The sequence below is a fragment of the Actinacidiphila epipremni genome (assembly GCF_012034175.1).
GTDB classification, from domain to species: Bacteria; Actinomycetota; Actinomycetes; order Streptomycetales; family Streptomycetaceae; genus Actinacidiphila; species Actinacidiphila epipremni.
The window spans coordinates 248,848-263,562 of sequence record NZ_JAATEJ010000004.1; the positions used below are offsets into that span (position 1 = coordinate 248,848).

General features: G+C 75.6%; 13 protein-coding genes and 1 pseudogene. 8 read left to right on the forward strand and 6 right to left on the reverse strand.

Going from position 1 to position 14,715, the window contains the following annotated elements; translation table 11 throughout:
- Positions 1-22: 22 nt before the first annotated feature.
- On the reverse strand, positions 23-601 hold the full coding sequence (locus HCN08_RS08240; protein WP_167982246.1) for a TetR/AcrR family transcriptional regulator: 579 nt from the start codon (positions 599-601) through the stop codon (positions 23-25).
- A gap of 154 nt (positions 602-755) precedes the next feature.
- Here HCN08_RS08240 and HCN08_RS36880 point away from each other — a divergent pair.
- The 5 genes and pseudogenes from HCN08_RS36880 to HCN08_RS08265 all read left to right on the forward strand — a co-directional run.
- A pseudogene (locus HCN08_RS36880) lies at positions 756-1,775 on the forward strand (carboxylesterase family protein); the annotation flags it as partial.
- 678 nt (positions 1,776-2,453) lie between these two features.
- Positions 2,454-3,008, forward strand: a complete 555-nt coding sequence (locus HCN08_RS36475; RefSeq protein ID WP_167982081.1) for a carboxylesterase/lipase family protein — start codon at positions 2,454-2,456, stop codon at positions 3,006-3,008.
- Between the two features lie 125 nt (positions 3,009-3,133).
- Entirely contained in the window at positions 3,134-4,042 is a 909-nt protein-coding gene (locus HCN08_RS08255) for an SDR family NAD(P)-dependent oxidoreductase (protein ID WP_167982247.1), read from the forward strand.
- 191 nt (positions 4,043-4,233) lie between these two features.
- Positions 4,234-5,109, forward strand: coding sequence for an ATP-grasp domain-containing protein (locus HCN08_RS08260; RefSeq protein ID WP_167982248.1), 876 nt, complete (start codon positions 4,234-4,236; stop codon positions 5,107-5,109).
- Positions 5,106-5,930, forward strand: a complete 825-nt coding sequence (locus HCN08_RS08265) for an ATP-grasp domain-containing protein (RefSeq protein WP_167982249.1) — start codon at positions 5,106-5,108, stop codon at positions 5,928-5,930. Before HCN08_RS08260 ends, HCN08_RS08265 begins: the two co-directional genes overlap by 4 nt.
- Here the strand turns inward: HCN08_RS08265 and HCN08_RS08270 are convergent.
- From HCN08_RS08270 to HCN08_RS08290, 5 genes are all read right to left on the reverse strand, one after another.
- On the reverse strand, positions 5,908-6,981 hold the full coding sequence (locus HCN08_RS08270; protein WP_322974312.1) for a hypothetical protein: 1,074 nt from the start codon (positions 6,979-6,981) through the stop codon (positions 5,908-5,910). The two genes, HCN08_RS08265 and HCN08_RS08270, sit on opposite strands and share 23 nt — an antisense overlap.
- Before the next feature lie 293 nt (positions 6,982-7,274).
- Positions 7,275-9,629, reverse strand: coding sequence for an SCO7613 C-terminal domain-containing membrane protein (locus HCN08_RS08275; protein WP_167982250.1), 2,355 nt, complete (start codon positions 9,627-9,629; stop codon positions 7,275-7,277).
- A 597-nt stretch (positions 9,630-10,226) separates the two neighbouring features.
- Entirely contained in the window at positions 10,227-10,997 is a 771-nt protein-coding gene (locus HCN08_RS08280; protein WP_167982251.1) for an SAM-dependent methyltransferase, read from the reverse strand.
- 41 nt (positions 10,998-11,038) lie between these two features.
- Positions 11,039-11,452, reverse strand: coding sequence for a nuclear transport factor 2 family protein (locus tag HCN08_RS08285; RefSeq protein ID WP_167982252.1), 414 nt, complete (start codon positions 11,450-11,452; stop codon positions 11,039-11,041).
- A 42-nt stretch (positions 11,453-11,494) separates the two neighbouring features.
- A complete protein-coding gene (locus HCN08_RS08290; protein WP_167982253.1) occupies positions 11,495-12,415 on the reverse strand; it encodes a zinc-binding dehydrogenase in 921 nt (306 codons plus the stop codon).
- 244 nt (positions 12,416-12,659) lie between these two features.
- Between HCN08_RS08290 and HCN08_RS08295 the strand changes: the two genes are divergently transcribed.
- From HCN08_RS08295 to HCN08_RS08305, 3 genes are all read left to right on the forward strand, one after another.
- Positions 12,660-13,637: a LysR family transcriptional regulator gene (locus HCN08_RS08295; protein ID WP_167982254.1), complete on the forward strand. Its 978-nt coding sequence runs from the start codon at positions 12,660-12,662 to the stop codon at positions 13,635-13,637.
- Positions 13,638-13,962: 325 nt separating this feature from the next.
- A complete protein-coding gene (locus HCN08_RS08300; protein ID WP_167982255.1) occupies positions 13,963-14,166 on the forward strand; it encodes a TNT domain-containing protein in 204 nt (67 codons plus the stop codon).
- The gene (locus HCN08_RS08305) at positions 14,163-14,396 is read left to right on the forward strand and encodes a hypothetical protein (protein WP_167982256.1); all 234 of its coding nucleotides are present in this window, start codon (positions 14,163-14,165) and stop codon (positions 14,394-14,396) included. Before HCN08_RS08300 ends, HCN08_RS08305 begins: the two co-directional genes overlap by 4 nt.
- The last annotated feature ends 319 nt before the right edge of the window (positions 14,397-14,715 follow it).

The window sequence follows — 14,715 nt, forward strand, 5'->3', positions numbered from 1 at the left end:
GCGTTCCGGACGGGCCAGCCGGTCAGGAGAGGAGCGCGGCCACCGACTCCACGACGACCTGGCGGCGCCGCGCCGCCGACGCGGGGCCGGCGACCTCGTCGTACTCGGGGACGTTCCCGCTCCAGAAGCCGGACAGGTGCAGGACGAGGCCCAGCAGCTCGGCAGCGGAGAAGCGGGTCGGCAGCAGTCCCTGCTCCTGCGCCTCCGCGACCGCCCGCACCTTCGCCCGCGTGCTCTCCACGACGATCGGCACGACCGCCCCGCTGCCCGCCCGCTCCAGGCGGTACCAGGTCGCCAGGCGCTGCACCCAGGGCCGCTCGACGTAAGAGTCATGCAGCCGGCCGGCGTATTCGGGCAGGTCGGCGGGGTCGATCGGCACGGCGTCGACGGTCTGCCGGCACATGTCGTCGAAGACGGCGTCGAACAGGCCGTCCTTGCTGCCGAAGTAGTGGTAGATCTGCGCCTTGTTGCTGCGGGCCTCGGCGGCGATACGGTCGACGCGTGCGCCGGCGATGCCGTACGCGGCGAATTCGCCGGTCGCCGCGTCCAGGAGGCGGCGCCGGGTGGCTTCCGCGTCGCGGGCGGGGGCGTCCTTGCTCATACGTCCACGGTATCAACTAACTGACCAGTTGACATGGGGGTGGGCATGACTCTGGGTGGGCGACTGCGGCGCGCTGGTCCCTGCGGGACGGGCGCCAGGCCAGAACAATAGGGCCCGGACGCCCCCGCCCCCCACACCCGGAGGTCCCCCACCCGTGAACGCAGCCGACCGCCTCGTACGGACGACGCCCGCCGGTGCGCTACGGGGAGTGCCCGAGGGGGCGAAGGGCCAGGTCACGGCGTTCCGTGGCATCCCGTACGCCACGGCCCCCCGCTTCGCCGCCCCCGAACCCGCCCCCACCTGGCAAGGCATCCGCGACGCCACCCACGCCGGCCCCGCCGCCCCCCAACCCCCCTCCCGCCTGACCCCGGTGATGGGCCCGAGCGACGCCCTGCCCCAGAGCGAGGACTGCTTGACGCTGAATGTCTGGACCCCGAGCACTGCGGGGAGCTCGGCCGATGCCGCCGGGGCCGAGGCGAGCGCTGAGGTCGGCCCGGGCGCCGGTGCCGGGGAGCCCGGCGGTGGGCCCGGCGAGGGCGCTGGGCTCGGCGGTACTGGGGCCGGGGTCGCCACGGGGTCGGGCGGTGAGGTCGGCGCGCGGGCCGGGGCGGGCGAGGCGAGCGGTGGGCCTGGCGGTGCTGGGCCCGGGGTCGGGGGCGGGTCCGGTGCTGGCGGGGCCGAGGCGGACGGCGGGTCCGGCGGCGATGAGGCCGAGGGTGGGCCCGGCGGGGCTGACGGTCCTGGCGAAGGGCTGTTGCCGGTGCTTGTGTGGCTGCATGGCGGGGGCTTTTCCAGCGGGTCGGGCGGGGAGGGCTTCTACGACGGCGGGCTGCTCGCCGAGCGCGGGCGGATGGTGGTGGTCACCGTCAACTACCGGCTGGGGGCGTTCGGTTACCTCTACCTCGGGCCCGGCTTCGGGCCGGCGAACCCGGGGCTGCTCGATCAGCTCGCCGCGCTGCGTTGGGTGCGGGACACGATCGAGGTCTTCGGCGGCGACCCGGCCCGCGTCACTCTCGCCGGTCAGTCCGCCGGGGCGCTGTCCGCGCTGGCCCTGCTCGCCCACCCGGCCGGGCGCGGGCTCTTCCACCAGGCGGTGCTGGAAAGCACCCCGGCCGGCGTCGCCCCGCACTCCCCGGCGGAGGCCACCGCGAACGCCCGCCGCCTGGCCGAGCTGCTGGGCCTGAGCCCCACCCAGCCCCCGCCGGTCGACCCGGCGGAGATGGCCCACCCCGCGGAGGCCGCCAACCGCCGCGCATCCCAGGCCGCAGGCCCGACCACCCCCGGACCCCGGCGAGCCCCGGGCCCGACCGCCTCCGGCCCGGGGCGGCACGTCGACTCGACCGGCTCCGGTCCGCGCCGGGACGCGGGGCCGGCTGCCCCCGGCCCGGGGCGGGACGCCGACCCGACCGCCCCGGCTCCCCGCCCCGACCCGGGCTCGACCGGCCCCGGTCCGCGGCCAGATGCGGGCCCGACCTCCGCAGCCCCCCAGCGGGATTCGGGACCTACCGCCTCCAGGCCGGGGCGGGACCCGGGCCCGGCTGCCCCCGGGTCGGGGCGGAACGCCGACCCGACCACTCCTGGTTCGCGCCGGGACGCCGGCCCGACCAACCCGGCTCCTCGGCCGGACCCGGGCTCGGTTGACCCCGGCCGGGGGCGGGACGCCGGCCCGGCTGCCCCCGGCCCGGGGCGGGATGGAGGTCCGACGGGGCCAGGCTCGCGGTGGGACGGCGGGGGCGCCCCGGCTCACCGGTGGGAGGCGCCGCGGTCGTCTGAGGCATTTACGCCGCGGGCGGCGGAGTCCGGGGCCGCGCCGGAGGCGGATGCGCGGGGGCTCGTGGCGAGTTTGCGGGCGGTGGCCGTCCCGACGCTGCTGGATGCGCAGCAAGCGCTCTCGCGGGAGCGGTCCGCGCCGCTGTCCGTCACGCCGCCGTTGCAGCTCGTCGCGGCGGAGGGGCTGCCCGCGGACCTGCTGCGTACCGCGCGGGCCGATGTGCCGCTGCTCATCGGGACCGCCCGGGAGGAGGCGCGGGCCTTCTTCCCGGACGAGCCGGACGGCGTGCTCGCGGAGGTCACCGAGGAGCGGTTCGCGGAGCCGAGCGGGCAGCTCGCCGCCCGGGCCGCCGACGCGTATGCGTACCGCTTCGACTGGGCCCCGCAGGGCAGCCCGCTCGGTGCCTGCCACTGCATCGAGCTGCCCTTCGTCTTCGGCGCCGGCGGGGACGCCCCCGGCGGCGGGGAGGGCGACGCGGCACGCGAGGGCGCCTGGGCCGCCGCGCCCATGCTCGTCGGCGCCGCGCCGGAGGACCTGCGCCGCCTCACCGCCGAGGTGCAGTCCGCCTGGGCGTCCTTCGTCCACACCGGCACCCCGGGCTGGGCCCCGTACCCGCAGGTCAAACACATCCGCTGACGTCCCCGAGCGCACCGCCACGCCAGTCAACTAACCGGCCAGTTGACAATGGCCCCGCCGCGCAGTTCCATGGAAGCAGTTGCTAATCAACCGGTTAGTAAGAAAGCCTCGCCCCGGAGGACCCCATGTCCACCACCCCCCAGAAAACCCCCACCCCCCGCACCACCCCCGCCGTCTTCCTGGTCAGCGGTGCGTCGCGCGGGCTCGGCCGGGAGGTCGTGACGGCCGCGCTGGAAGCCGGCCACCAGGTCGTCGCCGGTGTACGCAAGGCCGGCGCGCTGGATGACCTCGCCGGGCGGTACGGCGACCGGCTGGCCGTCGTCGAGCTGGACGTCACCGACGACGCCGCCGCCCGCAACGCCGTGCGTACCGCCGTGGACCGCTTCGGGCGGCTCGACGTCCTGGTCAACAACGCCGGGTACGCGAACGTCGGCTCGATCGAGGACGTCGGCTTCGAGGACTTCCGCGCCCAGGTCGAGACCAACTTCTACGGCGTCGTCCGGCTCACCCGGGCCGCGCTGCCGGTGCTGCGCGAGCAGCGCTCCGGCCACATCGTGCAGATCTCCTCGGTCGGCGGCCGGCTCGCCACCCCGGGCCTGGGCGCGTACCAGTCGTCGAAGTGGGCGGTCGGCGGCTTCTCCTCCGTGCTCGCCACCGAGGTCGCACCGCTCGGCATCAAGGTGACCGTCATCGAGCCCGGCGGCATGAGCACGGAGTGGGCCGGCTCCTCGATGCGGATCGACGACGTGCGGCCGGAGTACGAGGAGACCGTGGGCCTGATGGGCCGGATGCGCTCCCCGCAGAACACCGCCGCGAGCGACCCCGTGAAGGTCGCCCGGCTGGTCCTCGACGTCGTCGCGCTCGACGAGCCGCCGCTGCGGCTGCTGGCCGGACCCGACGCGTACCAGTACGGCACGGCGGCCGGCCGCGCGCTGCTGGAGTCGGACGAGAAGTGGGAGGCGCTGAGCGAGTCCACGGCCGTCGACGGCATCACGCACGAGCAGCGCGACCCGCTGGGCCACCACACGCGCTGACCCCCCCGCCTGAGCCGGGCCCCCACGCACCGCAGGGCCCGGCCCCCGCACGTCAACGGGCCCAGAGCGTAAGGGAGTTGGGGCCGACGGCCCGGTGTGACGGGGCCGCGTGGCATCCTGTGACCTTCACGCTCCGCCGGTCACCGCCTTTCACCGCCGGGGATGGACGGGGAGGTTGGGGGGAAGGGTGCATGAAGCTCTGCTTTCTGGTCGAGGAGAACTACCGCTACGACGGCATGCCGGTCGAGGTGATCCGTCAACTCGACGCGTGGGGACACCAGGTGGACGTGCTGCGGCCCGGCGGCTCGCTGCTGCGGATGACCGACCTCGTCACCGCCGGCAGCCATGACGCATGGGTGCTCAAGACCGTCTCCGGCGGCCCCGGGCTCACCCTGCTGGAGGCCGCCGCCGGCGCGGGCCTGGTCACCGTCAACGACGCCCGCGCCATCCGCGGTGTACGGGACAAGGCGCTCGCCGCCGCGATCGGCCGCAGCCGCGGACTGCCGATCCCGCCGACCTACGCCGCCGCGACGCCCGAACTCCTCACCGAAATACCGGAGTCGGAGTATCCGCTGGTCGTCAAGCCGGCCAACGGCAGCTCGGGCCGCGCGGTCCACCTGCTCCCCGCGCCCGACCGGCTCGCCGCGCTCATGCCGGAACTGCGCGGCGAGGGGCTGCTGATCGCCCAGCCGTACGTGCCCAACCCCGGCGTGGATATCAAGGTCTACTGCGTCGTCGGCGACTTCTACGCCACCGAGCGCCGCTCCCCGCTGCACCCCGACCACCGGCACCCCGAGCGCCGGGTGCCGCTGTCGCAGGAGGTCGCGGCGGTCGCCGCGCAGGTCGGCGCGGTCTACGGGCTGGACCTGTACGGCCTGGACGTGCTGCTCACGCCGGACGGCCCGGTCGTCGTGGACGTCAACGACTTCCCGAGCTTCCGCCAGGTGCCGGACGCGGCGTCCCGGGTCGCCGCCGCCGTCCTCGACCTGGCCCGCACCCACCGCCCGGCCCCCGCCTGGTGCGCGCCACCGCCCGCCGCGCCCGCCGCCGCGGTGGCGGTGCCGTGAGCGCCGGCCGACCGCGGGTCGGGCTCATCACGCCGGACCCCGGGCACCCGCTGCTGGCGGCGACCACCGCGCTGCTCACCGGCTCGGGCCAGGCGGTCGTGGAGACCCTGGCACCGGACGCCGGGCTGCCCGCCGGGGAGCCGGCGGCGGTCTATCTGCTCAAGTCCCGCACCCCGCAGGCGATACGGCTGGCCCGCGCACTCGAAGCCGCGGGCGCCGCGGTGCTCAACTCCGCCGCCGCGACGGCCCGTTGCCAGGACCGTACGGCCATGGCCGCCGACGCCCGCCGCGCCGGGCTGCCCTTCGTGCCCACCCGCAGCTACGCCTCCGCCGCCGAACTCGCCGCGGGGGAGGGCGAGATGGCGGCCGGGCCGGTCGTCGTCAAGAGCCGGCGCAGCGCCAAGGGGGATGTGGTCGTACGGCTCGACGGGCCCGCCGCCGTACGGGAGTTCGCCGCGAGCGCACCGCCCGGGCCGTACGTCGCGCAGGACTTCGTGCCGAACGACGGCTGGGACCACAAGCTGTGGGTCATCGGCCCGCAGGTCTTCGCCGCCCTGCGCCGCTCCGAACTGGCCGCGTCGGCAGGTACGTTCACGGGGTCCGTCGACATCCCCGACGCCTGGCGCGACCTCGTCCGCCGGACCGGTGAGGTCTTCGGCCTCGACGTCTACGGCGTCGACGTCCTCGCCACCCCCGCGGGCCCGGTCGTCGTCGACGTCAACGCCTTCCCCGGCGTCCGCGACCAGGCCGGCGCCCCGGAAGCCCTCGCCGCCCTCGCCCTGCGTGCCGCCCGCGGCCTCACGGCGGCCCCGAACCGTTGAGCCAGAAAGCCCCGTAGACGGCGGAGCCGAGCGCCAGGACGGTGAGCATCGCGACCCGCAGCCGTACCGGCCGGCGCGCCAACCAGGCGGCGACCGGCACCAGTACGGTGAACGCCGGCATCAACAGGCGCGGCTTGGAGCCGAAATAGCTCGACGAGCACAGCGCCAGCAGGATCACGACCCCCGAATAGACCTGCACCGACAGCGGATACCGCTCCCGGAACCCGCGGGCGTACCCCCACAGCAGCACCCCGATCCCCGCGGCCAGCAACGGCCCGCCCACGTAGGGCGGATGCGCGGTGAGCCGCCCGAGGAAGCGGGCGAACGCGGCGCCGCCGTCGAAGCCGTTGCCCCAGCCCCGCTGGACGTCCAGGTAGCCCAGCAGGCTGCCGCGCCGCGCCCCCACCCACAGCACGTACCCCGCCGCACCCAGCGGCGCGAGCAGCGCGCCCGCGGCGATCCGCAGGTCCGGTCCGCCCTTCCGGCGGGCCGCCGACCCCGCCGCGACCAGCACCGCGCACACCACCGCCAGGCCGATCGGCCGGGTGAGCCCGGCAGTTGACGCCAGCAGGCCCGCGCCGATCCAGCGGCCGGTGAGCGCGCAGTACAGCGACCAGGAGGCCGCCGCCACGAACAGCGACTCGCTGTACGCCATCGACTGCACGATGCCGACCGGCAGCGCGGCCCACAGCACGACCGTGGCGGTCGCGGCGCCCTCGCCCCCGAAGAGCCGTACGACGGCGAAGATGCCGGCCGCGGCGGCCAGCGAGGCGAGCGCGGAGACCGCGAGCCCGGCGTCCGGCTCCGACAGCCCGGTCAGCCAGGAGACCGCCCGCTCCAGCCACGGCAGGAGCGGGAAGAACGCCATGTCGGACAGCCGGCGGCCGTCCGGCGCGGTCAGGACAAAGCCGTAGCCCTGGTCGACGACGCGCACGTACCAGAGCGAATCCCAGCGGGCGTTGAGCAGCGTCCGCGCGCTCTTGCCGGCGGCGGCGGACCAGGCGGTGAGGACGAGCACACCGGTGAGGCGGACCAGGGCGTAATACGCCACGGCGGTCCCGGCGGTGCGGATGCTCTCGGAATTCGGCGGGGCGAGGAACGCCTGGCCGGGGGCGGGGCCCGATAACGCGGTAATCGGCGTTGCGGGGTCAGGAGTTCCGTTCTTCTGCTGATGCACGTGGGTACTTCCGCCGTTCGTGGTACCGACTGCCGGGAAATAGCCGGGGCTCGGGAAATGCTTTGGTGGTCAAACTTACGGAGCCCGGCGGAAGTTCCTGCCCGGTTCTGGTCCTGGTCCCGGTCCTGGTCCTGGCTCCGGTCCCGGTCCCGGTCTTGCGCGGTGCTTCAGGTCAGGGAGCGGAAGGTGTGGCGCAGCCGGCGGGCCGCGACCAGGCGGCGCTCGTACGTCGCGCCCACGTACACCAGCAGCGCGCCCGCCACCGCGACCGGCACCCAGTGCGGGAGCAGGCCGAGCGACTGGACGACGGTGGGGGCGAGTTCGTGCCCGGCGTCCCCGAGGAGGACGGCGCCGCCCGTCAACAAGGGCGCGCTCAGGCGGTACTTGGCGCCCAGCAGCGTGACGGCGAGCGCGCCGAGGCCCAGGAGGAGCGGGCGCTGCCAATGGGCGTCCGCCCAGGCCGCGAAGAGGCTCGGCACCAGCGTCGAGCCGAGCCCCGGCCCGTATGCCGCCCACGAGCTCACCGCGGGGTCGCGGCGCCGCCGCACGAACCCGAGCGCGAGCAGGACGGCCGAGACGCCGAGCGTGTACGGCTCCGGCGCGTGCACGCCGGCGAGCGCCAGCCGCACCCACACGCTCGCCTCCAGCAGGACCGCCGCCCCCGCCGCCCCGGCCCGCCGCCGGTCCGCGCGCAGCGCCACCCCGGCGGCCAGCGCGCCCGCGAGCGCCAGCGCGAGGCTCAACTCCCGCGGGTGGGCGGCGGTCATGAGGACGCCCAGCGCGCCGAGCGCGTACCCCGGGTACTCGACGGCCCCGGCCTTCAGCGCCGCCGCGACCGGTACGGTGCCGGCGGCGACGCCCAGCACGACGAACCCGGTCACGTACGCGGGCCAGCCGGCCGCCTCCCCGGCGCGTACGGCCTCCACGCCGAGCGCCACGACGGCGAAGCCCTGCGCCGCCGCCGTGAACCACCCCCGGGCGGCGAGCCCACCGGCGAGCACGGCGGCGACGCCCCACACCGCGAGCGCGGCGGCGTCCCGTGGCTGCGCCCACGCGAGGGCGACGGGGCCGGCGGTGAGGAGGGTGCACACGGCGGTCGCGCGCAGGGTTGCGCCGGGGGCCGCGGGGCGGGGTGCGGGCGAGGTGGGGCGGTCCGCGGCGGCCGGTTGCCACGGAGCTGTGGCCGCCCCGGTCGGCTGGGGGGCCGCGGGCGGTGCCGGACGCCCGGCCGGTCGCCATGGAGCTGTGATCGCCCCGGTCGGCCATGGGCCCTGCCGTACGAGCACGGCCGCCGCGCACACCGCGAGGGTCGTCGGCAGCGCGACCGCCGCCGGGTAGGGACCGCCGACCGCGACCGGCAGCATCAGCGCCGCCGCGAGGGCGCACGCAACTGCCGTGAGCCACAGGGACATTGGTGCCGACCGGAGGCGTACGGCGGCTGCGGCGGTCACCACCGCGAGCAGGGCGGCGACGACCGGGACGACACCGGCCACATGCCACCCGGCGGGGAAGTCCCGGGCCCCGCGCAGGGGTTCGGCGACCGCGCGCAGGAAGAGGGGCAGGACCTCGACGCCGGTCAGGCCCAGGACGAACGCGGCGGCGGCCAACAGGCCACCGACCAGGGGTCGTTCGGGCCGGCCGGGGCCGCCTTTCGAGCTCCCCCCGCGGTCCGGGAGCTCGCCCGGCCACCACGTGGTGCCCGGCCACGCCAGGGCCACGCCCGCCAGCAGCGCCGCGGGCGCGGCCTCGCCCAGCGGCGACCAACCCGACGGCAGGGCAAGCAGCAGCGGCGCCGCACCCGCCGCCGTCAGGGCGAGGCCGGCCGGCGCGGCGCAGGACCAGCGGGTGGTGGGCGTCAGGGCGGTGAGCCGGGCCGCCCCGAGGCCCAGGCAGGCGGCCAGCACGAGGGGCGCGCAGCCGCGCAGGGCGGGGCCGTAGCCGTCGGCGGAGTACGCCACCGCCGCCGCGACCAGCGCCGCGCCCGCCGTGCAGGTCGCCGCCGCGGCACCCGCGGCGTGCCGTACCGCCGGCCGGGCCGCCATCGCGGCGTCGAGGCACGCCGTGACCAGCAGCGCGTACGCGAAGCCCGTGGCGTGCACGTGCAGGGCGCCTGCGGCGAGCGGGGCCGGGAGCTGGAGCAGCAGCAGCGCCGCGTACGGGACCAGGACCGAGCGGCTGACCCGCCCGTACCAGGCGGCGCCTGCCGCGGTGAGCGCCGTCACCGCGGCCCAGTAGCCGTACCCGCCGATGCCGCCGATGCCGCCGATGCCGTCGAGCCCGGCCAGCCCGGCCGCCCGGGCGGCGTACGCGTCGAGCAGCACGAGCGCGAGGCCCACGCAGGAAGCGGTCTCGGCGGTGGCGTCAAGTCCCCGCCGGCGCAGGGGCCATGGCGCCGCCAGCCCGGCGAGCGTGATCCCGCCGAGGACGGCGGCCCGGCCGCCGATGCCGAGGCGGCCCCAGTTGACGAGGACGAAGACCATGCCGGCGAGGACGAGGAGCAGCCCGCCCAGCGTGAGCAGCACATTCTGCGCGGACCGCGCCCCAACGTCGCCGGGTGCCCGCTTACTTCCCGCCCCGCCGCCGGCGCCCCACGCCGGCCCCGCGCCCCAGCTACTGCCCCTGGCCCCCCACGCCGGCCCCGGGCCCGCGGCGCCCCACCCCCGGGGGCTGGCGCCCCTGGGGCTCCACCCCCCGGCGTCCCCGTACGCGAGAGCCGTCGCCCGCCGTGCCCGCAACCCGCCGAGCACCGCGGCCCGCCGCGCCACGAGCCCGGCCTGCTGCTCCGTGAGCGCCCTCAACTGCGCGGCGAGCGAGGCGAGTTCCCGCAACGCCTCCGCCTCCAACGGCAACCTGCACGCCGGGCACACCTCGGACCCGTCCCCGCCGGCGAACCGCCCGCCGGCCCCGAGGTAGGCCCCGCAATCGGGACAGCTCTGCGTATCCATGAGCCGAGTGTGCGAAGCCGCTGCCGCGGCGGGCATGAGTACCCGTACTCAACCTCCCCCGCGCACACCCCCATCCGCCCGAAGCCCCGCCCCACGGCACCCACCAGGCCGCCCGCACCCCGCCGGCCGGCGGTACCGCGCCCACCGCCTCAACCCAGCCCCCGGCAGCGCACCTCACCCCACCGGCGCCAGCGTCAAGTACGCGATGCCGAGGACGCCGCGGTAGCCGCGTAGCCAGCGGGAGCGGTGCGTGTCGACGTGCTCGCGGGTTTGCGCGGCCAGCGCATGCGTGGGGTGGGCGGCGAGCCAGTCCTCCTGGGCGGCGAGGTAGCCGGACTCGAAGTCGTCCCACTCCGCGCGGTCCGCGGTCTCGACCCACGGGACGCGGAAGCCGGCGGCGACGGCGGTGTCCACCAGGGTGGCGAGGTCCGTATGGTCGGCGGCGGACGCCCCCGGCCAGGACGCGGCCAACTCCGCGGCGGTGGGCTCCCGTTCCCAGAAGCCCTCGCCGAGCAGCACCCGGCCGCCCGGCGCCACCCGCTCGCGCAACGCCCCGAGCGCGCCCACGAGATCGTCCGCCAGCGCCTGACTCGCCCCCAGGCACAAAACGACGTCCCCCCGCCCGTGGTCCCCCTCCCGGGCGTCGCCCTCGACGAACTCCACCCGCCCCGCCAGCCCCCGCGCCCGCGCGTTCTCCCGCCCGCGCGCCAGATCCCCCGCGTGGAGATCCACCCCGACCCCCCGGGCCGAAGGCGCGGCCTCCAGCAGCCGGAGCATCAACTCCCCCCACCCGCACCCGATGTCGAGCACGACCCCGCCCCCACCGAGCCGCCCCGCCAACCGCCCGACGATCCGCCCGGCCCGCGCCTCCCCCAGCGGCCCGTGGAACCCCGCCCCCTTCAGCCGCACCGGCCCCTGCTGCCCCTCGACCTCACTCGTCACCATCCGCCGAACCTATGCGCCCCGCCGCCCGCCCCACACCCGGTTTACCCCTGGGGCTCCGCGAACAGCGTCGCCGCGACGTGGTGCGTGTCCGCGTACTCGATCACCGAGGTGATGCGGCCCTCCCGCACCGTGAAGATGCCGAGGCAGCGGTTGTCGTAGTCGGCGCCGTGGACGGTGCGGGCCTTCGACGTCCACTCGGCGACGACCCGGTCGCCCTCGGCGATCGTGCCGACGAGCTCGATCCGCACCGTGCCGGGGACGAACACCGTGCCCATGCCGCCCAGGAAGTCGTCGACGATCGCGTCGCGGCCCCGCCAGACCTTCGACGTCGGGAGCGAGCCGGGGTAGTGCCAGGTCGCGTCGGGGTCAAAGCTGTCGCGGATCACGGCGGCGTCGCCGTCGCGGACGGCCTCCACGTAGCGGACGACGACGGTGCGCGGGTCGGTACTGGTCATGAGGTGCTCCTTGACGAAGAGATGAAGAGATATGGCACATGCTCAGGCGACGGTCAGGACCGCCTTGCCGCGGATGCGGCGGTCGCGCAGATCCGTCAGCACGGACGCGGTGTGCGCCCAGTCCGCCGTACGCCCGATCTCCGGATGCAGCCGGCCCCGCGCGGTGAGCCGGACCAGGGCGGCGAGATCGGCGTCGAGCGGAGAGTCCGCGTCGAGATAGTGGAAGTGGCGGATCGTCGCCGATTCTGGGCCGGCGAAGAAGTCGAAGAAGTCGAGGGTCACCGGCGTCCTGCTGGCCTGCCCGAACCAGATGAGCGTGCCGCGCCCCGCGAGCCGCGCCAGCGCTACGGGCAGCGCCTTGCCGCCGGTCGACTCCAGGACGACGTCGTACGGCCCGCGTGCCTCCGCCGGGTCGTGCACGACCTCCACCGCGCCCAACTCCCGCAGCCGCGCGCCCCGTTCGGCGTCCCGCGTCACCGCCGTGACCTCCGCCCCGGCGGCAGCGGCAAGCTCCGTCACGTAGTGCCCGACACCGCCGGAGGCCCCCGTCAGCAGCAGACGCCGCCCCACCACGGGGCCGGCCGCCCGCAGCAGCCGCAGCGCGGTGAGGCCGGCCAGCGGGAGCGCCGCGGCCTGGACCGCGGGGACCGCGTCGGGCAGGACGGCCAGCGCGGTGGTCGGCACGGCGACGAACTCCGCCCAGCCGCCGCTCATCGGGTGGCCCACGACCCGGGTCGCCCCGCCCGGCCCGCTGCCGTCGGCGGCCGGCTGCACGACCAGCCCGGCGACGTCCTTGCCGGGCCGGTCACCGGGCGCGGGCGCCTCCAGCCGGAACGTCTCGCCCCGGTTCACCGAGAACGCCTCGACCTTCACCAGCGCCTCGCCCGGCCCCGGCACCGGCTCCGGCACGTCCGCGAGCACGACCGGCTCCGCCGGGTTCCCGGTCGGTATGAACGCCTTCATGACGGCGACCCCCAAAGATCTCTTACGCGGCTGCGTGGCTGCGCGGCTGCTTCGTGACTGCGTGACTGCGTGACTGCGTGACTGCGTGGCTGCGCGGTTACGCGACTACGTGGCGGTGTGCGCGAGGTGTACGCCCCGCGCCGACTGACCCCATCCCACCCGCGGCCACCCCCGCCCGGCCAACAACGGCCCCCCACCCCCCGACAACCGGCCGTTGTCACCCCAGGCCAGCTACCCTCACCTCATGGACCTCGACCTCGATCTCGCCCAGGTCCGGGCGTTCGTCACGACCGCCGAGACGCTGCACTTCGGGCACGCCGCCGCCCGGCTCGGCATCAGCCAGCAGGCGCTGTCCAAACGCGTCGCCCGCCTCGAATCCCTGCTCGGCGTCCGGCTCTTCGACCGCGAGCCCGGCACCCGGCTCACCGCGGCCGGCGAGCGCTTCGAGCCGGCCGCACGCGAGGCGCTGGCAGCGGGGGAGCGGGCGGTCAGCGCGGCGCTCGGCGTACGGCGGGCGGTACGCCTCGACGTCTGGGGGCACCTTTACGCGCCGATGCGCACCGTCGCGCAGGCCGCGGCGGCGTTCACCGCGGAGGCGGGCGGTACGGTCGCGCTGGAGCCGGGGCCGGGGCGGGACTGGGAGTCCGTCGCCGAAGCGCTGCTGGCCGGCACGGTGGACGCCGGCTTCGGGCGGGTGCACGCGCTGCCCGGCGGGCGCGACCAGGGCCTGGCCCAACGGCTGGTCCGCCTCGAACCGGTCGACGCGGTCGTCAGCGCCGAGCACCCCCTCGCCGGGGCGGCCGAGGTACGGCCCACCGATCTGCGCGACAGCACCCTGTGGTGCCCGGCGGAACTGCCCCGGCTGGACTTCCTGCGCCGCTTCGCCGACGAGTTCGGCATCACCCGCCGCGAGGACGGCCCCAACCTCGGCACCGACCACCTCACCCGCCACCTGCGCGCCGACCCCACGCGCTTCACCCTCGTCCCCGCCGACGCCCCCCTCCCCGACCCCACGGGCCTGCGCTCCCTCCCCCTGACCGCCCCCACCCCCCTCTACGCCTGGTCCCTCACCTGGCGCACCACCCCCCACCCCCACCCCCTCCTCCCCGCCCTCCTCCACGCCTTCACCACCACCGCCCACACCCACCACTGGCTCACCTACCACCCCACCACCGACTGGCTCCCGCCCCCCGACCGCCCCAAGCTCACGCCCACCCTGTGAACCCATCGGCTGAGGCAGGCCGACCGAACGGGCCGTTCGAGGTCACGGATCCGGAGGGCGAAGTGGTGAACTACGGTACGCGGGAGATCGACGGTCATCACGTCCCCACAACTACTGGCATCCGCCGGCCGCGCCTACCTGCTATTACGCGACGGGTCTCCACTATTGCCCCTCCGAGGCGGACAGCGATTTCCACGCCGGCGACGGAGGAGTATCACACGCAGCCATCTGAATGGATGAGCTTCGGTTGCGACGGCAGCGTCCTGTGCCAGATCCGTGAGGAACGTTGAACTTCGCGGTCCTCTATGGATTCATAGGAGGCGCCATGGGTGATTTCGATGCCCGCGGCCTCCCGCCGGCCAGTGCCGAAAAGCCCTACCACCTGTATCAGGTCACGAAGCCGCTACCGACGGAGCGCGCCGTGGTGGCGCCTTGGTTCGGCGCTGTGGGTCGCGGGGTGCAATACACGTTCGATCAGAGCATCTCCGACCTCATCAAGGGCGGCTATCTAACGGAGGTCAGCCGATGAACCGCACCGAAGTGAAGAATATCCTCGTTTCGTCCGGCGTCAGCCCCGACGACTACTCGTTGAATGGTGGCCTGCCTTTCGAGGCATACTGTCTGGAACCGCGGGGCGGAACTTGGGCAGTGTATTATTCCGAGCGGGGCCGGCGCAGCTCCGAGAAGGTTTTTGCAACGGAGGACGAAGCGTGTCGTGAATTCCTCGACCGTGTTCTCGGAGACCTGGGCCGACGCTGATCCGCGCGGGCGGCGGCAGGGGGGCAAGCATCGGTAGTCACGGGCCCTGCACCACGCGTGGAGCGTCAGCGGCGTGGATGGTGCGCTCACGCAGGACGCGGACGCCTGTGGCTGTGCCTTCGGCGTCATCAGGGGTCCGCGACCAGGAGGGGCAGAAGCTGCAGCAGATCGTGCGACGGGGCAGTGCCGGTTCGGTGCGGTTCCGCCCCGCGATGATGCTGCCGGCCTCGGTCGGCGGGAACCGGGTCCCGGTGATCGCCCAGCCGGGGCAGGCCGACGCGGAGGCGGCCCACTCTCGCGGAAGGGGCGCGGAAGGGGC